Source organism: Thermofilum sp., assembly GCA_038741495.1.
Taxonomy (GTDB): domain Archaea; phylum Thermoproteota; class Thermoprotei; order Thermofilales; family Thermofilaceae; genus Thermofilum.
In genome coordinates this window covers 70,567-94,111 of the sequence record JAVYKX010000002.1, presented here as the reverse complement: position 1 = coordinate 94,111, position 23,545 = coordinate 70,567, and the positions used below count along the sequence as shown (strand labels likewise).

22 protein-coding genes, 1 tRNA gene and 1 other RNA gene are annotated in these 23,545 nt (G+C 56.0%); 16 read left to right on the top strand and 8 right to left on the bottom strand.

What is annotated here, in order from left to right; all coding sequences use genetic code 11:
• The first annotated feature begins 4 nt into the window (after window positions 1–4).
• Window positions 5–1,048, top strand: a complete 1,044-nt coding sequence (locus QXU72_05175) for a branched-chain amino acid ABC transporter permease (protein MEM0494646.1) — start codon at window positions 5–7, stop codon at window positions 1,046–1,048.
• 89 nt (window positions 1,049–1,137) lie between these two features.
• Window positions 1,138–3,252, top strand: coding sequence for an acetate--CoA ligase family protein (locus QXU72_05170; GenBank protein ID MEM0494645.1), 2,115 nt, complete (start codon window positions 1,138–1,140; stop codon window positions 3,250–3,252).
• 8 nt (window positions 3,253–3,260) lie between these two features.
• Here the strand turns inward: QXU72_05170 and QXU72_05165 are convergent, their stop codons facing one another.
• The 4 genes from QXU72_05165 to QXU72_05150 all read right to left on the bottom strand — a co-directional run bounded on the left by QXU72_05165 (window position 3,261) and on the right by QXU72_05150 (window position 6,250).
• Window positions 3,261–3,674, bottom strand: a complete 414-nt coding sequence (locus QXU72_05165; protein ID MEM0494644.1) for a secondary thiamine-phosphate synthase enzyme YjbQ — start codon at window positions 3,672–3,674, stop codon at window positions 3,261–3,263.
• Window positions 3,675–3,755: 81 nt separating this feature from the next.
• Entirely contained in the window at window positions 3,756–4,526 is a 771-nt protein-coding gene (locus QXU72_05160) for an isopentenyl phosphate kinase (GenBank protein ID MEM0494643.1), read from the bottom strand.
• 6 nt (window positions 4,527–4,532) lie between these two features.
• Window positions 4,533–5,648: a polyprenyl synthetase family protein gene (locus QXU72_05155; protein ID MEM0494642.1), complete on the bottom strand. Its 1,116-nt coding sequence runs from the start codon at window positions 5,646–5,648 to the stop codon at window positions 4,533–4,535.
• Complete coding sequence (locus tag QXU72_05150; GenBank protein MEM0494641.1) at window positions 5,618–6,250, bottom strand: helix-turn-helix domain-containing protein; 633 nt, start codon at window positions 6,248–6,250, stop codon at window positions 5,618–5,620. Before QXU72_05150 ends, QXU72_05155 begins: the two co-directional genes overlap by 31 nt.
• 129 nt (window positions 6,251–6,379) lie before the next feature.
• On the opposite strand from QXU72_05150, the gene QXU72_05145 reads away from it, so the two are divergent.
• Window positions 6,380–6,506, top strand: a tRNA-Pro gene (locus QXU72_05145).
• A gap of 221 nt (window positions 6,507–6,727) precedes the next feature.
• On the opposite strand, the gene QXU72_05140 is transcribed toward QXU72_05145, so the two are convergent.
• Entirely contained in the window at window positions 6,728–8,065 is a 1,338-nt protein-coding gene (locus QXU72_05140; protein ID MEM0494640.1) for an acetyl ornithine aminotransferase family protein, read from the bottom strand.
• A gap of 61 nt (window positions 8,066–8,126) precedes the next feature.
• On the opposite strand from QXU72_05140, the gene QXU72_05135 reads away from it, so the two are divergent.
• Genes QXU72_05135 through QXU72_05120 form a run of 4 tightly spaced genes read left to right on the top strand, consistent with a single transcriptional unit; the run spans window position 8,127 to window position 10,978 of the window.
• Window positions 8,127–8,687 (top strand): 2-oxoacid:acceptor oxidoreductase family protein, encoded by a 561-nt coding sequence (locus QXU72_05135; GenBank protein ID MEM0494639.1) that lies wholly within the window; start codon window positions 8,127–8,129, stop codon window positions 8,685–8,687.
• Window positions 8,668–8,925 (top strand): 4Fe-4S binding protein, encoded by a 258-nt coding sequence (locus QXU72_05130; GenBank protein MEM0494638.1) that lies wholly within the window; start codon window positions 8,668–8,670, stop codon window positions 8,923–8,925. Before QXU72_05135 ends, QXU72_05130 begins: the two co-directional genes overlap by 20 nt.
• Window positions 8,922–10,073 (top strand): hypothetical protein, encoded by a 1,152-nt coding sequence (locus tag QXU72_05125; GenBank protein ID MEM0494637.1) that lies wholly within the window; start codon window positions 8,922–8,924, stop codon window positions 10,071–10,073. Before QXU72_05130 ends, QXU72_05125 begins: the two co-directional genes overlap by 4 nt.
• A 5-nt stretch (window positions 10,074–10,078) precedes the next feature.
• Window positions 10,079–10,978, top strand: coding sequence for a 3-methyl-2-oxobutanoate dehydrogenase subunit beta (locus QXU72_05120; GenBank protein ID MEM0494636.1), 900 nt, complete (start codon window positions 10,079–10,081; stop codon window positions 10,976–10,978).
• On the opposite strand, the gene QXU72_05115 is transcribed toward QXU72_05120, so the two are convergent.
• Window positions 10,958–12,589, bottom strand: a complete 1,632-nt coding sequence (locus QXU72_05115) for a DUF2070 family protein (GenBank protein MEM0494635.1) — start codon at window positions 12,587–12,589, stop codon at window positions 10,958–10,960. The genes QXU72_05120 and QXU72_05115 overlap by 21 nt on opposite strands.
• A 269-nt stretch (window positions 12,590–12,858) precedes the next feature.
• On the opposite strand from QXU72_05115, the gene QXU72_05110 reads away from it, so the two are divergent.
• From QXU72_05110 to QXU72_05100, 3 genes are all read left to right on the top strand, one after another.
• Window positions 12,859–12,996 carry a hypothetical protein gene (locus QXU72_05110; protein ID MEM0494634.1) on the top strand — a complete coding sequence of 46 codons (138 nt, stop codon included), beginning with the start codon at window positions 12,859–12,861 and terminating at the stop codon, window positions 12,994–12,996.
• Between the two features lie 310 nt (window positions 12,997–13,306).
• The gene (locus QXU72_05105; protein ID MEM0494633.1) at window positions 13,307–14,080 is read left to right on the top strand and encodes a TrmJ/YjtD family RNA methyltransferase; all 774 of its coding nucleotides are present in this window, start codon (window positions 13,307–13,309) and stop codon (window positions 14,078–14,080) included.
• A 25-nt stretch (window positions 14,081–14,105) separates the two neighbouring features.
• The gene (locus QXU72_05100; protein MEM0494632.1) at window positions 14,106–15,122 is read left to right on the top strand and encodes a hypothetical protein; all 1,017 of its coding nucleotides are present in this window, start codon (window positions 14,106–14,108) and stop codon (window positions 15,120–15,122) included.
• Window positions 15,123–15,274: 152 nt separating this feature from the next.
• Here QXU72_05100 and QXU72_05095 read toward each other — a convergent pair whose 3' ends face one another.
• Complete coding sequence (locus QXU72_05095; GenBank protein ID MEM0494631.1) at window positions 15,275–15,781, bottom strand: pantetheine-phosphate adenylyltransferase; 507 nt, start codon at window positions 15,779–15,781, stop codon at window positions 15,275–15,277.
• Window positions 15,782–15,916: 135 nt separating this feature from the next.
• On the opposite strand from QXU72_05095, the gene QXU72_05090 reads away from it, so the two are divergent.
• From QXU72_05090 to QXU72_05065, 6 genes are read left to right on the top strand one after another with little or no spacing between them, the layout of a single operon-like run.
• Window positions 15,917–16,492 (top strand): 2-oxoacid:acceptor oxidoreductase family protein, encoded by a 576-nt coding sequence (locus QXU72_05090; GenBank protein MEM0494630.1) that lies wholly within the window; start codon window positions 15,917–15,919, stop codon window positions 16,490–16,492.
• Entirely contained in the window at window positions 16,485–16,772 is a 288-nt protein-coding gene (gene porD, locus QXU72_05085; protein MEM0494629.1) for a pyruvate synthase subunit PorD, read from the top strand. The genes QXU72_05090 and porD overlap by 8 nt, the downstream gene beginning before the upstream one ends.
• A 6-nt stretch (window positions 16,773–16,778) precedes the next feature.
• Window positions 16,779–17,966: a transketolase C-terminal domain-containing protein gene (locus QXU72_05080; GenBank protein MEM0494628.1), complete on the top strand. Its 1,188-nt coding sequence runs from the start codon at window positions 16,779–16,781 to the stop codon at window positions 17,964–17,966.
• Between the two features lie 7 nt (window positions 17,967–17,973).
• A complete protein-coding gene (locus QXU72_05075) occupies window positions 17,974–18,909 on the top strand; it encodes a thiamine pyrophosphate-dependent enzyme (protein ID MEM0494627.1) in 936 nt (311 codons plus the stop codon).
• A 55-nt stretch (window positions 18,910–18,964) separates the two neighbouring features.
• The gene (gene rgy / locus QXU72_05070) at window positions 18,965–22,675 is read left to right on the top strand and encodes a reverse gyrase (protein MEM0494626.1); all 3,711 of its coding nucleotides are present in this window, start codon (window positions 18,965–18,967) and stop codon (window positions 22,673–22,675) included.
• Window positions 22,672–23,199: a nicotinamide-nucleotide adenylyltransferase gene (locus QXU72_05065; GenBank protein MEM0494625.1), complete on the top strand. Its 528-nt coding sequence runs from the start codon at window positions 22,672–22,674 to the stop codon at window positions 23,197–23,199. The genes rgy and QXU72_05065 overlap by 4 nt, the downstream gene beginning before the upstream one ends.
• Window positions 23,200–23,211: 12 nt before the next feature.
• Here the strand turns inward: QXU72_05065 and ffs are convergent.
• Window positions 23,212–23,527, bottom strand: an RNA gene (gene ffs / locus QXU72_05060) — signal recognition particle sRNA.
• Window positions 23,528–23,545: the final 18 nt, after the last annotated feature.

The following is a 23,545-nucleotide window of genomic DNA, read 5'->3' as shown; positions in this document are numbered from 1 at the left end:
GTTGATGGATCCTCTAGCGATGCTCGTGGATGTTTGCGTGCTTTACTCCGTGTACGCGATACTTGCGATCTCTATGGAGCTCGAGTACGGTGAGCTCGGGCTGCCGAACTTCGCTAAAGCGGCTTTCTTCGCCGTCGGAGCGTTCAGCGTAGGGGGTTTGAGCGCCAGGCTTGGAACTTGGCTGCTTGGGTGGAGCTGGGAAGGATCCTTCAGGGAGCGGTCTTGGCTCTACGCAACGATGGTTACCAAGCAGGTGGCTGAGAACCCGCTTCTCGGCTTGTCAATACTAGCGGTTGTTGTAGTAGTCGCTGTAGCAGGAGCAGCCCTGCTAGGGGTTTTAGCATCCTACCCGGCTATTCGCCTGAGAGAGGATTACTTAGGGATCACCCTGATCGCATTCAGCGAGACGGTTAGAGTCATAGCGAGGAACGACGAGAACATCGTGGGGGGAACGTTTGGCGCTGGGGTTGTCGACGTTTTCGCTTGGGCAGGGAGCTTCAGGCCTTACGCATTGTTCGCGTTTGCTTGGGGACTTATGCTCTTGACCTGGGCTGTCTTCCGGGAGCTTTCTGCATCGCGTTACGGCAGAGTTCTCAGGGCGATCCGAGATAGTGAGCTCGCAGCATCGATTCTGGGCAGGGACGTTGTTAAGATGAGAATCACTACGCTGGTGATCGGCTCGGTGATGGCAGCGCTAGCCGGGGTGGTGTACTCGTTCTACATGGGTGCTGTGAACCCGGATGATTTCACCGTGGGAAAGACCTTCCTGGTCGTGATGATCGTGATCTTGGGCGGCCGCGGGAACCCGCTGGGTCCGCTTGTCGGAGCTGGAGTCTACATAGCTCTCGATAAAACTCTCTCTTTCCTAAAGCCTCTCCTCAGGTTACCTATAGATGTAAACTACTTCGCCTACGTGGTTTTCGGCTTAGGGTTGCTCCTGCTTCTCGCGAAGCGCCCCGAGGGCCTGCTCCCAGAGTCTCCGAACATCACTCTGCATCGCTTGAAAGCTTTGAGAAGCGGTCAGCGGCAGATTGCAGCAGGTCTTTAAACGTCAGTTGTCGAAAATGGGCTTTAGTATCTATCTTTCTTGATAACAGCTGTTCTTAAAGCGCACCACGATAATTGCTCGAAATGTCGATGGATGAGCGGCTATTCAAGCTTATAAGGCCAGAGAGCGTGGCAGTGGTGGGTGCTTCCCGCAATCCGGGCAAGATCGGCTACCAGGTAGTTAAGAATCTGCTTGAAAGCGGCTTCCCGCGTGAGCGAATATACCCCGTCAACCCGAACGCTGAGGAGATTCTAGGGCTGCGGTGCTACAGGTCTCTCTCCGAGCTCCCAGAGAGTGTAGACCTAGTGGTCATAGTTGTGCCCGCGCCGGTAGTGCCTCAGGTTCTAGAGGAGGCCGGCCAAGCAGGAGCTAAAGCTGCGGCGATTATTACCAGCGGCTTTAAGGAGGTCGGAAACGTTGAGCTCGAGGAGACGCTGGTCAAGATAGCCAGAAAGTACGGCATGAGGATTCTAGGCCCCAACATTGTCGGTATCTGCGACACGGTGAAAGGTGTCAACGCGAGTTTCTGCCAGACATCCCCTAGGCCGGGAAACATTGCCTTCATCACGCAGAGCGGTGCTCTGGGTATAGCTCTCATAGGATGGACGAGAATGATGGGTATAGGTCTCTCCGACCTAGTGAGCTTAGGGAATAAAGCTGATGTCGACGAGGTCGACATGCTGGAATTGTTCGCCGAAGATGCTCATACTCGAGTGATTACAGCGTACCTAGAGGGTATAAGCGATGGGAGGAGGTTCGTGGAGGTCGCCAGGCGAGTAGCCAGAGTGAAGCCGGTTATCGTCTTGAAAGCCGGGAGGGGTGCCAGGACAATCGGGGCGATAAAATCGCACACAGGCTCGCTCGCCGGGAGCTTCGCGGCTTACGAGGCAGCGTTCAAGCAGTGTGGTGTCCTACTAGCTAACGACTTCATCGAGCTCTTCGACTGGGCTTTAGCTCTCGCTAACTCTCCTCTACCCGAGGGGGGCGGAGTCGTTATCTTGACCAACGGAGGAGGCGCGGGAATAATGGCGACGGACGCCGCGGAGAAGGCAGGCATAAAGCTGATGGATATCCCCGACGACCTAGCTCAGAAGCTCAGAAGGCACATGCCGCCCTTTGGCAGCGTCTTCAACCCCATCGACCTCACGGGGATGGCGGATGCGGAGAGCTACACTGGCGCGCTTAAGGATCTCCTCCTGGACAGGAGAGTTCACTCGGTTGTCGTGCTCTACTGCCACACAGCGATCACAAACCCCGGCGAGATCGCTGAGGCGATTCTAAAGGCTATGAGGGATACTGGTGTGAAGAAACCGGTAGTTGTCTCGCTGATAGGCGGCGAGGAGGTTAAGCGAGCGTGCAACCAGCTGATCGAGAAAGGAGTGCCATGCTACGAGTCCCCGGAGAAAGCCGTCTCGGCTCTAGCTGCCCTGTACAGGTACTCCGATCTCCGCAGGAAGCTTGACCAGAGGACTCTCGTAGAGGTGAGCGGGGACAGGGAAGCGGCTAAAGCGATAGTCGCTAAAGCCGTAGGGGAGGGCAGGGCGGCTCTAACTTCATCGGAGGCCGCCAGGCTGGTCTCAGCGTACGGGATACCGGTGCTCACCAAGGTACTCGTGCTCAGCGAGGAGGAGGCCTTGCGAGTAGCGAGAGAAGTGGGCTACCCTGTCGTCGTGGAGGTTGAGTCCCCCGACGTGCTCCACAAGAGCGACGTAGGGGCGATAATCATGAACATCAACAGCGATGAAGAGCTCATTGAGGCGTATCACAAGGTTCTCTCGAATGTTTCCTCGAAGGTTCCCAACGCTCGAGTAAATGGCGTCATCGTGAGGAAGATGGCTGAGAAGGGGAGGGAGGTCGCTCTTGGAGTCCACAGAGACCCCATTTTCGGGCCTCTAGTGATGGTGGGGTCGGGAGGCGTGCTAGTTGAGCTCATGAAGGACGTTAGCTTCAGGGTAGCTCCCCTGAGCCTGGAGGACGCTTATGAGATGCTCGAGGAGACAAAGGTCTACAGAGTGCTTAAAGGGTACCGCGGCGAACCTCCCGCGGACTACGAGGCGGTGGTGCAGTCTCTCATAAAGCTCTCAAAGCTAGCTCTAGACATACCAGAGATCGAGGATATCGACATCAACCCCTTCTTCGTATATGAGAAGGGTAAAGGAGGACTCGCCGTAGACGTCAAAGTTACCCTCAAGCCGCAGGCCTGACGCGAGCTTTACTCACCTAAAACTTGTACTACAACTTCCCGCCGGTTTCTCGGCCCGTCCAGCTCGACGAGGAAAATGTTCTGCCAAGTACCTCTAACCAGCCGCGAGTTTACCACAGGTAAAACCTTGCTAGAACCCAGCAACGCTGAAGCGATGTGTGCATGAGCGTTATCATCTATCCGGTTGTGCATGTACTCCGCGTCTGGTGGAAAGAGTTCCCTCAACTTGTTCAGAATATCCCTGATGAGACCGCTCTCGTGTTCGTTCAGTATCACCGCAGCTGTTGCATGGGGAGCGTGCACTACACAGATACCATTCTTCACTTCGCTCTCCTGAACTACCTTCTCAACATCACGAGTTATGTCTACCAGCTGAAAGCGCTCAGATGTACGAAGCTCGAGCACTTTCACATGCGTGCGCATCGGGATACGTGTCTGCGGTAGCTTAAAAAGGCTAGTATGCGGCACGGCTGAAGTTTCGGTCACCCGTTGAGAGTCGCGTGACTAGCCGGGGACAACGGTGGTATACGGTGCGTCTAAGCCCAGAGCCATTTCAACAAGGTGAGATACCCCACCGATCGTTACTCTAGTACCGCATCGAGCCGCTTCGAACGCGTAGTGTAATTTCTTTGCAACGCCTCCTGTGATGTCAATGCCTCTTGCATCTCCGAGGATCACGCCGCTCTCGCTTCTCAACTCGCGCACTAGAACGGCTCCCGGAGTGCTCGGAGGTTTTGTGTATATTCCTCCCGCCCCCATCACGAAGATTAGCGCCGAAGCCCTCAGCCTGCACGCAAGGTGAGCGGATATCGCATCACCAGAGAGCACAGACATACCTCTTTTGATATCCGGGACGACGTCTCCGCATAGGAGCGGCACGAGCCCCATCTTCAGAAATCTCTCTATTGGCTCTAGATCCATGTAGTGTAGAGCTTCATCCATAGCCACCGTTATCGCAGATGTTTGAACAGCGACGGCTGGAATGCCGTGATCCAGGAGGGAACGGACCAGCAGCTGGCTCAGTTCCGTCATCCGGTACCTGGTCTCTGCGAAGCCCAGAAGCTTCTCTGGCTGGTTTCCACCCTCGTGGAGCCTGTACCGTAGAGCCACCGGGTGGCCGAACGAGCCCCCTCCGTGGACAATGAGAATGCTAACGCCCATCTCTCTCAGCGCCTTGATCTTCTCCGCGAAAATCTCAGCGCTTTCTCTTCGGAAACTGAAGGCTTTAGCTTTGTCAGTGATTGCAGAGCCGCCCAGCTTCACTAAGACAAGCATAGCTTATCAGTGCTCTCTTTTCATGATGAAGACGGCGACATCCCTCAGGATCGACTTATACTCTGTCTCGGGTAGAGGCTCGAGAGCTTTGAGGGCTCTCTGAACGTAATCGTTCCTGATGCGCTCAGCTCTTTCCCTGGCGGAGGTGCGCCGCACAAGCTCAATAGCCTCTTTAATATCCTCGGAGGTTACGTCATTTTTGGAGAGAATCTCGCGCAGCTTCTCACTACCTTCTTCTACTGCTAAGAGTAGTACTATGTTCCCGAGCTTATGTTCGCGGATATCACCTCCCACGACTTTACCCGTCTTCTCCTCTACGCCGAAGATGTCTATGATATCGTCTCCCACCTGGAAGGCCATCCCGAGGCTGTAGCCGTACTCGCTAAGAGCCCTAACGTAGTCTGGAGGAGCTCTCGCCGAAAGGGCCCCGAACTCGCAGGCGGTTTGGATAAGTACAGCAGTTTTCCGCTCGATCATCGCGAAGTAGTCGTTGAGCGATACATGCCTGCGCCTGTTGCTCACGATGTAAGGCTCGTCGCTGCGGCCGGCCTGCTCGAAGAGGATGTCCAGCCTTTCCCCGTCCACGATGAGCTTAACCGTCCTTGCTGCAATCTCGTTGAAGAGCTTCGGGTCGGGGGTCTCGTTTAGCAGCTCGGACACTGTTTCCCTGTAGTGGACCGCAACCAGGATCGCTGTGCTGAGCCCATACTTCTTCCAGAGAGTGGGCTGACCCCTCCTAACCTCGCTGTGGTCAATAATGTCGTCCAAGATGAGCGAGTAATTGTGCACTAGCTCTACCGCCGCAGCAGCCGGGTAAGCCTGCTCCTCAGAGCCGCCGCTAGCAAGACATGAAAGTATAGTTAACGCTGGGCGAACCCTTTTTCCTCCAGTTCTAATAGGGTAAAGAATAGCGTCAGCGAACTCAGGGTCCGCGTGCCTCAAGAGGCTCTGTTCCATAAGTTTCTCCACTTTGCCGCCATAAGCGGCAAGAGCGTCGACCGCTGTCTTCACGGGTTTACGCTTGAATCGGAAGGTCTTAACTCTTTTCGCGTACAGATGCAGGTGAACCGGCTTCTCGCTGAGACTCGCGTCTAGTATCTCTGCGATAGCACCTCGAGCCAAGGATTGCCTACGACGAAGCTGGGAAGAGAGTCCTCGTGGGCACGGTTCTGCCAGCTATGCTGCTGTACGCGTGGCGTACCGGTAGAGTAGAGATTGGTAATCGCTTGCCCAAACTTGACGAGATTCTCGTTAAGCTTCTCAATAGTTAGTATGAGCCTGGCAATTTGATCGCTGTCGCTCTTTAAATGATTAGAGGCGCTGGGGCTCGCCGCTGCCGCCCGCCCGCGCTGGCCCGAGAGAAGCTCTTCTAGGCTCTGTTTCACAGCCTGCCTTACAGCTTCCTCTATTACGGGTACGAGCTCAGCAATAATCTCCTGCTTTATGCCTTCGAAATTCAGCAGCGGGCGCTGGAGCTCGTCGCGTCCGTTATCGGGTTGGTAGCCGAAGCTCCCCCTAAGGTAGAATGCGGAGGGATCTACTCCTCGCTCTCGAGCAAGCTTCCTGTACTTGTAGAGAGCTTTGTAGACCGTCCGCTCGGACACGCCTAACGCGTGCGCGAGATCGCGAGCTTTACCACGCTGCTTTAGGTACGCTACCACGATCCTCCTCTCAGTTTCTGTGAGCGATGCCAGTATTTCCTCCTGTACCAAAGCTTGCTGCACAGAACCGCTGCCGTATTACCAAGGTAATATAGATTCTCTCCATGCTCGAAAGTTTCACCTCTCTAGGAGAAGGTACAGGTGCGAGGTGGCGGCGAAAGGATTAAAGGGGCGCCTAGAGCAGCATCCGCGGGGGCCGTCGTCTAGCTTGGCTAGGATTGGCTGAGGGTAGCCCCTGAGGCCAGCCTGGGGCGCTGGTGGAGGGCGCGTCGCTAGCGCGTCCGCCGAATCCCGGGTTCAAATCCCGGCGGCCCCACCATCAATTCCTCGACTTTAACCGAAGCGTAGCCGCTGCCTGGTTGTTCCGCGAGGTGCTATTCCCCCTCATAGGCCCTGAGCCTCTGAGGATCCGCTAAGCTTTAATCGCAGCTCCTTCCGAAGGGAGGTCGTAGGGCTTGATGAGGAATATTGAGAAAGGAGCCGGGAGCTGTACCGTCTTTATAGGGTAGAGAAACTTTCGAGGTGCTCTGGGGAGTTGCGCTACCAGCCTTTCTCCTTCACCGCTTCCCGGAGGGATTCTTCGAGTATCTCCAACCCCGTCTCCATCTCATCCTGCGTGATGATGAGCGGTGGTGCGACGCGAATGGTGCTCAGGCCGGCACCGATTACCAAAAGGCCTTTCTTGAACGCCTTCTCTATGGTAGCTTGCAGAAGCTCGGGGTTTGGCGAGCCGTCCCGCTTCACGAGCTCCACACCAATCATTAGGCCTATCCCCCTCACGTCTCCTACGGCGCTTACACTGGAAGCGATCTCGCTTAGTCTCTTCTTAGCGAAGTCACCCACTCTCCTAGCATTTTCTAGGAGTTTTTCCTCCTCGATGACCTCCAGCGTGGCTAACGCTGCCGCGCAGCTGACCGGGTTACCGCCGAACGTGCTTGCGTGGGAGCCTGGCGGCAGGTCAGCTACGTCGGCCCTGCTCACGATAGCTCCAAGCGGCATACCCGACGCTATACCTTTCGCGATAGCGATTATGTCAGGGGTGGTGTTCCAGTTCTCTATGGCGAACCACCTCCCGGTCCTGCCGATGCCTGCCTGCACCTCGTCGTCAACCAGCAGAATCCCGTACTTGTCCGCAAGCTTACGTAAACGCGGGAAGAACTCGGGCGGCGGAACTATGTACCCCCCTTCCCCGGCGATGGGTTCGAAGACTATCGCGGAAACTTCCTCGGGAGGAACATACTTCTTGAGAAGCCACTCCTCGATGAAGTCGACACACCACAAGTTGCAATCCGGGTACCTGAGCTTGAAGGGGCAGCGGAAGCAGTACGGATAGGGCACGTGAAACACGCCAGGAACTAGGGGGGCGAAGTGCCGCCTCTGCACGGGCTTGCTGGAAGTTAAGCTGAGCGCCCCCATCGTCCTGCCGTGGAACGAGCCTGCGAAGGCGATGATGTAAGGCCTGCTCCCGCGGAAGTGCCCCCGCGAAACCTTCAGGCTCGCCTCTATAGCTTCGGCACCGCTGTTCACGTAGAAAACCTTCTTTGGGAAGCTTCCCGGCGTTATCGCCACAAGCTTCTCCGCAAGCCTCACCGGCGGCTCGTAAAGGAAGTCGGTGAGAGAGTAATGAAGAAGGAGCTCGGCTTGCTTCTTGATGGCCTCTACGACTTTCGGGTGGCAGTGCCCCGTGTTGTTAACGCCGATGCCGGAGTTAAAGTCCAGGTACACATTACCGTCAACGTCCTCCACCCACACCCCGTAGGCTCTCCTTGCGACGAGCGGATACCATCTCGCAAAGCTCTGCATTATCAGCTCGTTATCCCGGCGTGCAATCTCCCTAGCCTGAGGGCCTGGAGGTTCAACGACTATCTTGGGCTTCATCAATATTAACAGGTAGGAGCAAGAATATAAATGTGAAGCAAGCTTCTCTGCATAGAATGTTATGGATGGAACATTTGATGTCGTCTGGCTCGGCCGCGGAGGCCAGGGAGGCGTCACCGCCGCGCTTATCCTGGCTCAGGCAGCAGTTCTTAGAGGCTACTACGCGCTCGCAATACCTTTCTTCGGGGCTGAGAGAAGGGGCGCACCTGTCTTCGCTTACAACAGGATCGCTAAGACGAGGATTCTCACCCGGTCTAGAGTTCAGCGCGGAGATTTGCTCGCGGTGCTTGACAGTACTCTACTTCGCACCATTAAGCCCGAGGGGCTCCTTAAGCCCACGGGAGCTGTAGTAGTCAACTCTACTAGGCTTGAAGAAGAGCTCTCTCGCGTAGCGCAGGAGATGTACTGTGTTGATGCACTCGGAATAGCGGAGGAGCTCAACCTTAGGCTGGCCGGCATCCCTCTAGTCAACATGCCGATGGTCGGCGCTGTGGCGCGGGTTTCAGGTCTCGTCAGCCTCGACGAGCTGCTGGAGGCTACTAAGCTGCAAGTGAAGGCCAAGCTAAGCGAGAATTTAAAAGCCGTGGAGGAGGGGTGGAAACTTGTCGAGAAGTGTGGTTGAGATTCTATTAGCGAGACCTAAAAGGGGGGTTGTAGCCTCGGGAGGCTGGAGAGCGGAAAGGCCGGTCGTTGACAGCTCTAAGTGCAAGCTCTGCGGAGTCTGCTGGCTCTTCTGCCCTGATGGCGTGGTGGAGATAGGAGAGGAGAAGGTTCTCATCGATTACGAGTACTGTAAGGGCTGTGGGATTTGCGCGCACGAGTGTCCTTTCGGAGCTATAACAATGGTGAGGGAGCGATGAGAGCGCTTCTTCTGACAGGCAACTACGCTGCGGCGTACGCTGTGAGGGAAGCCCAGCCCGACGTGATATCAGCATACCCGATTACTCCCCAAACCACGGTTATCGAGAAGCTAGCGGACTTCATAGATGCGGGGGAGCTGAAGGCTAAGTTCGTTAGGGTAGAGTCCGAGCACAGCGCCATGGCTGCCCTGATAGGCGCGGCTAGCGTAGGGGCGCGCACGTACACTGCAACATCCTCTCACGGGCTCCTGTACATGTACGAGGTTGTCTGGTGGGCTGCTGGAGCTAGGTTGCCGATAGTTATGGGCCTGGTGACCAGGGCCATAGGCCCGCCGTGGAATATCTGGAGCGACCATGCGGACTTCTACACGCTCAGAGATAGTGGCTGGAACCTGCTTTTCGCATCAAACGCACAAGAAGTTTACGATTTCACTCTTCTAGCCTACATGCTTTCCGAAAACCCCAGAGTTTCGCTTCCGACGGCCGTCGCCTGGGATGCTTTTGAAGTTTCTCACACCTACGAGCCGGTTCAGCTCATCGAGAGAGCGCCAGATCTCCTCCCACCGAAGGGGGCCTGGAAGCCGCCTCTTAGCTTTGAGGACCCGGCTTCGCTGGGGAACTTGGCCTACCCCGAGGAGTACTTGAAGATCAGGAAGGCCATGAAGCTCGCCGCTTTAGAGGCGCTGAAAGTATTCAGAGATGCTGCAGCTAAGCTCGGGGAGGTTTCCGGGAGAGATTACTCGAGGGGCTTCGAATGCTATCGCTGCGATGACGCTCACATGGTCTTCGTAGTTATGGGCTCGATATTCGGCGAGGTCGTCGGTGCCGTCGACACGCTAAGGAGGGAGGGTCAAAGGGTCGGCGCTCTAAAGCTTTGGCTCTACAGACCATTCCCCTACGAATCTCTAGCGGAAGCTCTTAAGGGTAAAGAGCGGGTTGTGGTAATTTCGAGGTCGTCCGCGCTTGGTGCTGCCAGCCCTCTAGCAGCTGACGTGGCAACCGCACTGCAGCTTCGAAACGTGGCAGCGGCTCTAGTCGACATATCAGCAGGTGTAGGAGGCGCAGATGTGACCGCTGGAGATGTGATAAACATGTACAAGCTGGCAGAAAAGGGGAGCGGAGTCTTCTTCTGGCAGGTGGAGAGGTGAGGAGGATGGCGCACCGCGCTTTCCCTAGAGAAGAGTACTTGGAGCGGGGGCACGCGGCCTGCCCCGGCTGTGGGGCGATGCTCCTGTTACGGCACGTGCTCAAAGCGCTCGGACCCAACACGTACCTGGTGATACCCGCATCTTGCACTTCGGTAATTGCGGGCCCACACCCGAAAAGCGCTTTCCGGGTGCCGGTTCTCCACATAGCTTTCGCAGCGAGCGCGGCAGCGGCTTCCGGTGTGGTGGAGGCTTTAGCTAGGTTGGAGAGGCCTGGAAACGTCGTCGTGTGGGCCGGAGACGGGGGAACTGTCGATATAGGTCTTCAAGCGTTAAGCGGCGCCGCGGAGCGGGGCCACAACTTCATCTACATTTGCTATGATAACGAAGCGTACATGAACACGGGTATTCAGAAGTCCGGGTCGACACCTTACGGAGCATGGACTACGACCACACCGAGCGGGAACCCCGGGTTCAAGAAGGATCTTCCCGGAATCATGATCTCGCACCGCGTACCATACGTAGCCACGCTATCCCCTGCTTACCCGAGCGATATTGCTTACAAGGTCAAAAAGGCCGCGTCCATTAGCGGCGGGTTGAAGTACCTGCACGCGCTAGCCCCCTGCCCGCCGGGCTGGAGGTACGAGCCACGCCTCACAGTTGAGATTGCCAAGCTTGCGGTGCTGACCGGCATGTGGGTACTCTACGAGGTCGAGAAGGGGGTCTTCAGGCTTACGGGTCCCAGCGCCGGCCTGCTGGATAAGAGTAAGAGAAGACCTGTTGCAGAATACCTCAGGCTGCAGGGGCGCTTCTCACACCTCAGCCAGGAGGAGGTAGAGAAGCTGCAGCGCGAGGTTGACGAGAAGTGGGACAGGATTGCGGAGCTCTTAGAGGAGGGCAAGCGCTGATGCTGCTACAGCTAGGGTGATCAACCCTATCCCTATGAGCACGTTTCCCCGCGATACGCGAGAGATCTCTTCTAGAAGGTCGCCGCTGGTGTACAGCGACTTAAATGGAAAGACTGTGTAGCCTACCTTAGCTTCTTCTAGTTTTTCAGCCGCTTCTTCGATGCACTCCAGGCAGGTGCTTAGCAGCCGGTCGGGCGAGGTGGATCCTGCAGGGTAGTACTCGACACCTGTTCTACGTCCCGTCAACAAGTGCGTGTCTGTTGATGCCACTATCGGTACGCTGACATGCCTCTCGAGAGATTTCAGCAGAACAGGTTTGAAGTCTGCCTGAACGTTATTGCTATCTATGCTCACTATTCCCACTCTGAGGCTGCCGACTGAGAGGACAGCGCAGGAGACTCCTCCAGGAGCTACAGATATGCCGTCGGAGTAGTCTACACGCTTAAAGGCTGCCCGCAGGGACCCCTCTCCCCTGGGTTTCTCTAAAGCTTCTGCCAACGCGGAAAAAACTTCGTAGTATTCTTGGAGATTTGTAGTAGGTTTTTCCAGTACACTGTAGTCTTTCGAAATCATGCTGTGAGTATCAACAGCCACCACTCCTTGAAGTGAGAGCAGTCTACTCAAGTAGTGGGAAAGATCCTCCATTGGCACCAGCGGGTCAATGAAAGCTAGGCTCACGTGGTCGAAGGAGAGCACTACAACTCTGAACCTACCCCTTGCCGCAACCCCGATTCGCGCGTAGTTGTAGTGTGCTTCCGCCCTACCCGTTTGCATAAGCTCTCTTACCAGCCTGCTCACCTCGTCGGAGAAGGCTAGGTTCTCCGCGTGCGAAGAGGGGGCTTTCAGGTAGAGTACAGGTAGGGATCCGTGAGCTGCTATCACCTCGCGAGGCAACCCACTGCTGCCTAGGTCCCTGAAGGGTCCGGGGTGGATCTCCGACACGATAATCCTTCCGATGAGGTCGCCTTCCGAGTTCTCGAAGTCAAATAGGTGCAGGTTCAGTACCCTCTCGGAAGAAAGACCTGCGAGAGCCTCCTCGAGAGAGCGTTTCTCACCGGAGAGTATGTACCTTAGAAATCCTCTCAAGAGCGCTATGCCGCTGACACCCGTAGTCTTCTTAACCCTGTAGTCGATAAGGGCTAATCCTCCCAGAACAACCAGCACGTAGCCGAGGGCTATAACGCTGAAAATAGCAGCAACGCGGCCAGCTAGCACGCTCAGCGCTGCCAGGAATGAGAAGAGTGGTAAGGCCGCCTTCAGGGGGCCTGAAGTAGCGGATAGAAACAAGAAGCCTAACAGCGCTGCGAGGAGAGCTCCCGGATACGCGCTCCCGCTCAGCAGCAGGAAGAATACCGAAGATAGGAGGAATACCGCGTAGAAGCCGCCCGCCCTTCTCCAAGTAATAATCGCGCTGTCAACGATTCTTCCTACTAGAACCGTCAAAGCAGCGCTGGTTGCCGCCCCCATGAAGGAACGGGTAGCGTCGACCGCGCTGGCAGCTAAAAAGCAGAGCAGGGTCAGCGCCAGGATCGTAGCCGCGAGCGCTTCGCTGCGAGGAAGCGCAAATACCAGCTTGTAGGCCCGCTTGAGCTCACCGAACTTATCGCTCATGATCCGCGCCGGTGCTCATCTCCCCTTCATAGGCTTTTCGCCTCCGGGCCCGCCCTGCACCTCCTCGCGGGAGACCAGGGCGGGTCATGGGGGCGGCCGCCGCCCATGGCGGCCTGCTCGCGCCTTTCAGCGCTCCGTCGCCGGAGCGCCTCCCGGCTGCTCACCCCCTCGTCGCGCGCGGAGCCCCCGGGCACTTGGCCGAGCGCAGAGCCCGGCCGCGTCCCGGGATAGGGGGCTCTCCCCGGGGGCCTAGGCCCCGGGGGTTGGTGGTGGCGCTGAGGGCTGGGAACATTATCCCGCCGGAAGACGTGAGGGTTGTCACAGAGGAGGGCGCGACCTTCCTCCACGCGGGGAAGCTTCTCGAGGAAAAAGTTAAGCAGGTACTAGAGGAAGCCCTACCCCGCTGAAAACCCTCAAGCTATTCCTCCTTTTTTCTCTCTCGTGCTCTAGGGCTAGCGCAGCGCAGCACCGCCTCCGCGCGAGGTGAAGGTTTAAAACTGCGGCTTGGAGCCGGTGAGCGTGACGTTCAGCACCTCGGGGCGCACGGTGCTCATGAGGCTGAGGGGTGGCTGGCTCACCCTCTACACGGGCTTCGCAGCCACGGGGTGAAGCTCGTGGAGGGTGCTCTTCGAACGGTGCGCGGAGAATCGCTCATGAGTTTCAGCAGAGTTCTACCCTGCTTATGATTTAAGGATCTTATTCGTATCCCGAGCACGGGTGACCGCTATAGCGGGCAGCGGTAAAAGCTGCGATGAGAGGTTGAGAGAGATATCGGTAGTTTTCGTGGAACCTCTTTACGACCAGAACGTAGGGTACCTTGCCAGATGTATGAAGAACTTCTGCTTCGAGAGGCTTATTGTCGTTAGGCCGCGCTGCGAGCTCGGGATAGAGGCTAGGAAGTACGCGATGCATGCAGCGGAGATCGTGGAAGCCGCGTTCATTGTCGATAGCTTTGAGGAAGTGGTGAAGAGCCATGACCTGGTGGCTTGCAGCACAGGTGTGAAGGGTAGCGGGGCGCTCAGAAGGTACTTAACCCCGAAGGAACTTGCTAGCTTGCTGGTCGAGGCGAGTGGGCGTAAGGCGCTAGTTATAGGCAGAGAGGATATCGGCCTGACGCGCGAAGAGCTCTCAGCCTGCGACGTCATCGTCACTATAGATGCGAATCCCGCCTACCCATCTCTGAACGCTTCGCACGCGGCTGCCATCCTCCTGTACGAGGTCTTCAACGCAGCCGTAAGCCCTGCTCCTTACAGGCTGGAGCGTCCCGCGAGAGATGAGCTAGAGGCTTTCTTCAGGACTCTCAGGAGGCTTGGCGAACTGCTAGGTTACGATGACCAGCGCATCAGAGGAAGCGAGCTAGTAGTGAAGAGGTTTCTCTCGGAAAGCAGAGTATCTAAGGCTGACCTGAGAGTCCTCTTCGGTTTCATGGGAGATAGCGCAAGAGTTATTGAGAGGCTGCTTAGAGAGAGGCAGGGCGCTGCGAGCAAGTAACCATGCAGTGACCGGTGGTGGGGGAATGTACCAACCTGCGCTGACCGGGGTGGTTGCAGCTGCTGTCGGCTACCTGGTGGTGAAAGTGGTGGCGCCTCACATGCTTCGCTATCTCAAGTCTAGGGGGATAGTCAGGCCCGATGCGCACAAGCCCGGCAAGCCAGAAGTCGTTCACGCAGGTGGCGTAATCATCTTCATAGGGGTGTTGAGCGGTCTTACCGCCTGGCTTGTTTTGCAAGGGTTAAGCGCTTCGTTCCTGAAGGGCCTAGTTGTGATGAGTGCTGCAGCTATTTGTTTCGGTGTAGGGCTAGTCGACGATCTGAAAGTTCTTGGAGGTTTAACTAAAACCGCTCTAACTATCTTAGGGATAGTTCCCATAGCACTTACCGCCCTCCTGGACCCCCATCTGATAAACTGGGGGAGGCCTGCTCTCCCCGTTATAGGGCAGCTCAGAATCACTCTGATCTACTGGATCCTCCTACCACTAGCCGTTGCGGGCCCCGCGAACGTAGTTAATATGCTGGATGTTCTCAACGGGATCACACCTGGGACGATGCTCGTCGCCTTCTCCACTCTAGCCTTGATCTCCGCCTTTCTAGGAAGAGAAACCGCGCTCATACTCTCCCTGCTTCTCGTCGGGGTGCTAGCGGCTTACTACCCGTACAATGCGTACCCAGCCAGGGTTTTCAACGGCGATAGCGGTAGCCTCTTCCTGGGAGCCTTGCTTGGTGGATTAGCTGTGGTGGAGCACCTCGAGTTCATTGCACTAACACTGCTTCTCCCGCACGTCGTAAACGGCTTCATGGTGCTCGTCAGCTTTAGAGGCTTCAGGGAGCATCGCACCGTTCCCGAGCGGCCGGTGATCGTTGAGCCCGACGGCACTCTGCGGGCTAGTAGGAGCCCCAAAGCCCCGCTCACCTTAACCAGGCTAGCGCTGTTAATCGGAGGGGATGGGAGAGAGGAGGAAGTGGTAAAGCTGTATATTCTGCTTGAACTCACGGTCGCTGCACTTGCTCTGCTCTCAGCCTTTCTCATGCTCTGAGGCGAGCTTCCATGAAGGTTGCTAAAGCGTGGTTCTGGTTGTCTCTCATGGCATCTTCCGCCTGGCTCGCTATCATAATTCTAGTGTACTTCCTCGAGATGTTGCTCTCAGCCTTCAGAGACCCCTTGCTAAGAGCTCTGCTGGGTCTCGTGCTATTTCTCGCCTGGCTCGTCTTCATGGCGCTTAGCGTTGAGGTGGTAAGAGCCCGTATCGGCAGCAGGAATCTTCTTCCAGAGAAGCGTGCTTGAGAGCTTAACGCCACCTTCGTGTAAGATGACCTCGACGGAGTGTATTTTAAGAGGTTTTAACCCGCGAAGCCGCCTCACCAAGTTGACTGCAAGAGCGCCGGCCAAGGTCTCTTCACTCACGAATATGCAGTCCAGCTCCGGGTCTACTACCGCAGGTCCGTAAGCATCGTCTATAGGGACTACCTCCACCACCACCTCGGGGTTCACTGTGAGAACGTAAAGAAGTACTGAGAGTGCTCTCAGCTCGAAGGGCTCGACCGGGTGCGTCTTCCTGCTCTGAGCGTACTCGTCGCTAGTCACACCTATAAGGAGCCGCTCGCTATTCAGGGCAGCGTAGCTTAAGAGGAGCCTATGACCCCTGTGGAGCAGCGAAAACGTACCTCCTACAGCGCCCTTCCTGCAGTCCTTCACCCTGAGCTGAAGAACTTCACGCAGGGAGGGAGATATCTTTTCCTTAACAAGTTTAAGCCGTCATGAACACCGTTATCACTGGCCATGAAGTAGACAGATTTTTCTTAGAGTGTAAAGAACAGGGTGTGTCAGCCGATGCCCAGCAGGATGTACGAAGTGAGGTGGCACGGCCGAGGAGGTCAGGGTGTTGTGACGTCCAGCGAGCTCCTTGCCCTCGCAGCGCTGCGGGAGGGTAAGGCGGTTTACCACGCGCCGGAGTTCGGACCTGAGAGAAGAGGAGCCCCGGTGAGAGCTTACACCCGCATAAGCGAGGAGCTCATAGAACTGCACTCCGGCATTTACTCTCCGGACGCGGTCGTGGTTATAGATCCGAGCCTGCAGAAAGAGGTCCCGCTGATCACTCAGGGCCTTAAGGAGGGCGGTTTGATCGTTGTGAACGCTAAGGTCCCGGACGGGCAGCTAGTAGAGGCTGCGAGAAAGTTCTCCGCTATCCTGTGGTACGTTGACGCCTACGGTATAGCGATGGAGATCTTCGGGAGGCCTTTGTACAACACTCCCATGCTGGGCGCTTTCGTGAAAGCCAGCGGACTAGTCGGCATAGATACTGTGCTCGAGGTGGTGCGCGAGAGGTTCGGCAGGGACCCTAAGCTGGCGGAAATGAATATTGAAGCGGTGACGAGGGGCTACGAAAGGGTGAAGAAGTATGGGTGAGTTTAACCCGAGAAGCTGGAAAGACCTGCCAGTGGGCAACGTTATTCCTCTGCCGAAGACAAGCCTCCAGTTTAAAACAGGCAACTGGCGGGCGATGAAACCGGTGCTTCACGAGGAGAAGTGCATAAGGTGCTTGTTATGCTGGGTTCACTGCCCTGAACCCTCCATCGAGAGGCATGAAGGTGACCGGGTCACGATAAACTACGATTTCTGCAAGGGCTGCGGTATCTGTGCTAACGTTTGCCCCGTACACGCCATCGAGATGGTCATGGAGGGGTGATTAGGTTTGTCGAGAGGAAGACTTGTCGGGATGAACGGCGACAGAGCGGTCGCGTACGCGGTTAAGCAGGCGAAGGTAGACGTGATATCGGCTTACCCGATAACACCGCAGACGATTATCGTAGAGTCCCTAGCGGAGTACGTAAACAACGGAGAGCTCGACGCAGCCTATATCCCGGTTGAGAGCGAGCACAGCGCTCTCTCAGCCGCTGTAGGCGCTTCGCTGGCTGGTGCACGAGTATTTACGGCGACGAGTAGCCAAGGCTTGGCATTCATGTGGGAGATACTCTGGATAGCAGCGGGGCTCAGAACGACCATCGTGATGGCTATGGGTAACAGGGCATTATCGCCCAACATCAACATCCACTGCTCGCACGACGATGCGTACGCTGCTCGGGATACGGGGTGGATGCAGTTCTTCGCTGAGAACGTTCAAGAAGCGTACGACCTCACACTGATGGCCTTCAGGATATCGGAGGATCACCGCGTACTCTTCCCGAGCATAGTCAACCTGGATGGCTTCATCCTCACGCATGCCGCAGAGGGTCTAAGGGTTCTAGAGGATCGCGACGTAGATGAGTTCTTACCGCCGAAGAAGCCCGTGAACGCTATCGACCCTGAGAGGCCGATGACCTACGGAGCACTGGACTTGATCGACTGGTATATGGAGCACAGGAAGTTCCAGTTCGAGGCGTTCGAGTCTACAAGGCCTGCAATCAAAGAGGTCTTCGAAGAGTACGGTGAGTTTACTGGGAGAAGTTACTCCCCAGTAAAAACCTTCAACACTGAGGGCGCGGAGGTAGTTCTCGTCGCCTTAGGGTCTTCCGCGGGCACGCTGAGGCACGCCTCCCGCGAGCTAGCAGCGGAGGGGAAGAAGCTAGGGGTTGTGAGCTTAACGCAGTACAGACCTTTCCCGGTGGATGAGATTAGGAGGGCGCTGAGCGAGGCCTCAGTTGTCGGAGTTCTTGACAGGAGCTTAAGCTTCGGAAGCCCAGCACCGCAGCTTTTCGCAGACATCGCCTCAGCTCTGTACTCCGCGAAGAGAAGGCCTCTGCTCTTCAGCGCTGTCTACGGACTAGGCGGCAGAGATTTTACTCCGCAGCACGCTAGAGAGTTGTTTAGCTTCGCCCAAGAAGTCTTGAGAAAAGGTGAGGCTCCTCAGAGGAGCATCTGGATAGGGTTAAGGGAGGGGTGAGGTTGGAGTGAGCACCGGCGTGATTAGGTCCCTGAAAGAGATACCTAAAGAGGAATTTTTCGCTCCGGGTCACAGGCTTTGCGCTGGCTGCGGGGCGACACAGGTTATTAGGTTCGCTCTCAAGGCTGTTCCAGGACCTAAAGTCGTCGTTAACGCGACAGGCTGCGTGGAGGTTTCTACCACTGTTTTCCCGTACACAAGCTGGGGCGTCCCCTGGGTTCACGTAGCATTTGAGAATGCGCCGGCAGTGGCTAGCGGTATAGAGGCGGCGTTCAAGGTACTTGAGCGCAAGCAGGGGGTAAGGAGGCCGAAGATAATCGTGCTAGCGGGTGACGGCGGAACCTTCGACATTGGTTTCCAGGCGCTGAGCGGCGCGCTGGAGCGAGGGCACGACTTCATGTTCATCTGCTATGACAACGAAGCTTACATGAATACAGGTATCCAGAGGTCGGGTGCCACTCCGAAGGGTGCACACACGACTACAAGCCCTGCCGGCAGGGTTATTCCAGGCAAGCTAGAGAGGAAGAAAAACCTGGTTGAGATAGCGATAGCTCACGGCGTAAGGTACGCTGCAACGATGAACCCAGCGTACCCTGTCGACATGTACAACAAGATAGCTAAGGCTGCCAGCTTCCAGGGACCCACAGTGCTCCACTACTATTCCCCCTGCCCTACTGGGTGGTACTTCGACCCCTCAAGGAGCATTGAGGTTGCTCGGCTGGCTGTGCAGACCCGGATATGGCCGCTTTACGAGTACGAGGATGGGAGGTATAGGATCACGGTGCCGGTAAAGGAGCCGAAGCCCATCGAGGATTACTTCAAGCTTCAGGGACGCTTCAGGCACTTACTCGAGCCCGAGAACAGGTGGCTTCTCGAGGAGATCAAAAGAGAAGTTGAGGAGAACTGGAATAGGCTGGTAAAGCTCTCCCAGATTTCGCAGTAAAGCGATACGTTTTTTCTTACCTTGCGCTTTTCCCCGCTAGTTGAGAGGTGGTTCTGTGGAGCTCGAGACAGCTCGCGCCGTATTCAGGGAGATGTGCTACAACTGCAGCGGCGCTATAACCGACTACAGGTTATCCCTAAAGCTTCCTTGTGGAAAGTGTCTCGAGGAGATTCCTGAAGAGCTGAGCAGAGGGGCGCAGGCAGACTTGTACTTCATAGCATCTGAGCTGGAGAAACGCGGCAAAGCTGGAGGGGTTAAAGAGCTGGTAAAGGTTCGGGAATCCCTCGAAAGGTTCTCCAGTTTTTTCGAAGAAGTCGTAGGTAGCAAACCTTGGTCGGCTCAGAGGACCTGGGCATTGAGGGCGCTACGAGGCAATAGCTTCGCCATTCTCGCGCCTACTGGTGTGGGTAAGACGATGTTCGGCATGGTGTTATCCCTTTACCTGGCCCGCCAGGGAAAGAGGTGCTATATGATCTTCCCGAATACCGCGCTTCTGACGCATGTTCACAAGAGGATATCGGAGCTCGCGAGGCGAGCCGGCGTAGGTGAGGAGGTCATAGTAGCCTACCACGCGGGGCTCTCGAAAAGTGAGAAGGAGAACATCCTCCAAAAGGTAGCTGCGAGAAATTTCAGCATTCTTCTATCCACGCCGCACTTCCTGCAAAGGAACTTCGAACTGCTTAGCGGGATTGCATTTGACTTGATATTTGTTGATGACGTGGACTCCGTTCTTAAATCTTCTAAAGGAATCGACAAGCTCCTACTCCTCCTAGGCTTCGCTAGGGAGGATGTTGAGAAAGCTATGGAGCTCATTTACACCAGGCTAAAGTTGGCAGCAGCCTTACGGCGCGGTAGCCCGCCCGGCGAGTTAGCGGAGAGAGTTCGGGCTTTAGAAGAGGAAGTTAGGAAGGCAGCGAAGAGTAAGCACGGCATCCTCCTGGTTTCCACGGCAACGGGGAGAGCGCGGGGTTTGAGGGTGCGTTTATTCCGGGAGCTGCTCGGCTTCGAGGTGGGCAGTAGGAGCGAGCAGCTCCGCAACGTTGTCGACACTTACGTGCTTGCCCAGGGGGAGGGGTTGGTAGAGGAAGTAGCCCGCCTATCTTCCCGACTAGGGAGGGGGGGTTTGATCTTCGTGCCTCTGGGGACGGATGAGAGTACTCTCAACAGCTTGCTGGATGCGGTGCGCGCCAGAGGTTTAAAGGTGGAGCTCGTTCGGGGGAGGCTGAAAAAACAGGTTCTTGGAGACTTTGAGGAAGGGAGGCTGGACGTTCTGGTAGGCACTGCAAGCTACTACGGGCTCTTGGTGCGCGGGCTCGACATGCCTCACGTAGTGAAGTACGTTATCTTCGCAGGAATCCCGCACTTTAAGCTGAAGACGGATGTGACTCTCCTGACTCCTGTAAGGCTTCTGCAGCTAGCGTCGAATGTCGCTCAGATAGCGGAGAAGGAGGATCGCTCCGAGATGGAGAGACTGATCTCAGCGGTGCGCAGAGCGCTTCTCGCATTGGAGCCGCACCAGTACAGGGCCCTAATGGAGGCTCTGAAGCGAGGGGAAGAGCCCCCAAAACTGGCTGGGATTTTACGAATTATTAAGAGATTGCAGGAACTCGTGAGAAAGTATCTTGAGTCTAAAGAGCACCTCTATAAGCTAGTAGCGGAAACTTCTGCTATGCTGACTCAAGAAAATGGTGTGCTATACCTCATAATTCCCGACATTTTAACATACATCCAAGCGTCTGGAAGGTCCTCGAGACTGTACACGGGAGGAATCTCGAAAGGTTTATCAGTACTTGTTGCCGATAACGAGGAGCTTCTTAAGAAGTTCATCAAAGCTTCGAGAACTTTCCTCGGAGACGGCGAGTGGGTTCAGCTAGCTGAGCTTAACCTAGATGCTCTGATCAGAGAGATAACTGAAGAGAGAGAGCGCATAAGAAGGATCATCAGGGGGGAGAGTAAGCCGGAGGAAGTCAGCGAGCTTCTCAGAACAGCCCTGGTAGTTGTGGAAAGCCCCACTAAGGCTAGAACTATAGCATCGTTTTTCGGCAGACCTTCGAGGCGTAGGATAGGTAGGTACGTGGTCTACGAGGTTACTACGGGTAACTATCAGCTCCAGATAGCAGCCTCGATGGGGCACATTTTCGACCTGATAACAAGCATGTTCAATTTCGACGGAGTGGAGGATGTTTTCGGCGTACTGACAGAGCGGGAACGCGGCCTCTTCGTTCCAGTTTTCACAACAATAAAGAGGTGCCTAAGCTGCGGGAGGCAGTTCACGGACTACCGGGAAGAGAGCGGTGCGGGGAGATGCCCCTACTGCGGAAGCACCACTATACTCGACAAAGCCGAGATAGTGAGCTTCCTTAGAAGCCTCGCCGCGGAGGTTGATGAAGTGCTGATAGCCACCGACCCAGATACCGAGGGAGAGAAGATCGCCTGGGATATCGCGGTCACGCTTAGCCCCTACGCGCGGAGCATTAAGAGGATAGAGTTTCACGAAGTCACGAGGAAGGCATTCGAAGAGGCTTTGAAAAATCCGCGAGAGATTAACACGAGAATGGTTGAGGCGCAGCTGGTGAGAAGAATTGAGGACAGGTGGATAGGTTTCGCTCTGAGTAAGGCGCTGTGGAAGGAGTTCGGGATGGATTGGCTTTCAGCGGGGAGAGTTCAGACCCCAGTGCTGGGATGGGTTATCTCGCGTTACAGGGAGGTATCGAAGAGCATTAGACCTGTCTTCACGCTTGAGCTGGAGCCGACCTTCAGGCTGCTTGTCGACAATATGAAGCTTGACGGCAAAAAACCTAGCGAGGTCAAGGATGAGCTCCTGGGCAGCGAAGTTCGAGTGACAAGCGTCGCTACCCAGGAGAGGGAGATTCACCCGCCGCCCCCCTTCACAACGGACACCATGCTCCGAGAGGCTAACAGGCTCTATGGTTTCAGCGCTGATGAGGTAATGCGGCTTGCACAAGATCTATTCGAGATGGGTCTGATCACCTACCACAGGACTGACAGCACCCATGTTTCAGAAGCGGGCATAGCTGTCGCGAGGGCTTACTTGATGGAGAAGCTCGGGGAAGAGTACTTCTGGCCGAGAAGGTGGGGGGAGGCTGGTGCTCACGAGTGCATAAGACCTACTCGACCTTACGACGCTGAAACACTGCTAGGGTTGATTAGGCAAGGGGTGCTGCAGCTTCCAGTACAGTTGAGCAGAGAGCACTTGCAGCTTTACAGTTTGATCTTCAGGAGATTCATGGCGAGTCAGATGGCGCCTTCTAGGGTAAAAGAGGAGAAGCTGAGGGTCGAGGGTCTGTACTTCGAGAAGGAGGTTCACCGAGTTGCTGAGATTCTCTTCGACGGGTTCGCAAGACTCCTTCCACTCGGGAAGCCTGTTCCTCTTCAGCCTGGCGTGTATAAAGTTGTCAGAGTGGAGTACAGGAGAAGGCCCACTCTGCCGCTGTATACCCAGGCAGACCTCGTGGGGCTCATGAAGGAAAGGAAGCTAGGCAGGCCGTCAACTTATGCTGAGATAGTCAAGAAGCTGCTAGCCCGGAATTACGTGCTCCCTGTGAAGAGAGGCAAGCTTGTTCCCACGAAGCTGGGGGTAAAGGTCTACGAATACCTTGCAGGGAACTACGGGCAGCTAGTATCTGAGGAGAAGACGGCGGAGGTTCTCGAGAAGATGGATCTCGTGGAGCAGGGTTTAGCTAACTATAAGGAGGTGCTGGCAATGTTTTACGACGAGCTCGTCGCGGTGATTCGGCGGCTATGAGCAGGGGCTTATTCATCGGCAGGTTTCAACCCTTTCATAAGGGGCACCTCGAGGCTGTTAAGTGGATACTGGAAAGAGAAGAAGAACTTGTCATAGGCGTAGGTAGCGCACAGTACGCCTATCTCCCGAAGAACCCTTTCACCGCTGGCGAGAGGCTCCTTATGATATGGAGCTCACTCAAGGTGGAGGGGCTACTGGATAGAGTCATTATCACGCTGATACCTGATACGGACTCCGTACACTTTCTCTGGCCAGCTTACGTTGAAATGGTGAGCCCTAAGTTCGACAGAGCATACAGCAACGATCCCTTAACGCAAGCTCTTCTTAGAGAGCGCGGGTACGAAGTTGTCGGAGTACCGCTGAAAGAGAGAGAGGTCCTTTCTGGCACCCATGTGAGGAACCTTATGGCCCAAGGGGATGAGGATTGGAGAAATCTCGTCCCAGAAGCTGTTGCGAAGATCCTTGATCAGATAGGGGGAGAGGGTAGAGTAAGGACTATTTATAAACTGCATGGTCTTCTCTAAGCTTAAAGGGCCCGGCGGCGTCCCCGCAAAGTGGCCGGCAGGCCGTGGACCCGAGCCGGCACCTGGCTCCGACCAGCCTTCCCGTGAACATGCCCTGCCGGCCTTAGGGCTGCTCCCTCCCGGGCCTAACCCGGTTCGGCCGTACCCCCCTGAGCCTCCCCTACAGGAGGCTCGGCGGGACAGAGCATCCCACGGGGGCCGGCTTCATCGAAGGTGCGTCAGCGCGGGCACCCACGGCCTACCCGGCGCCTCTGCGGGTTAACGCCCCCCGCCCTCAGCCCGTTTGCGGTTACAGGGGAGGGCTGGCCCCCCGGGGCTTAACCCGCCGGGCCCTTTAAGCTACTGA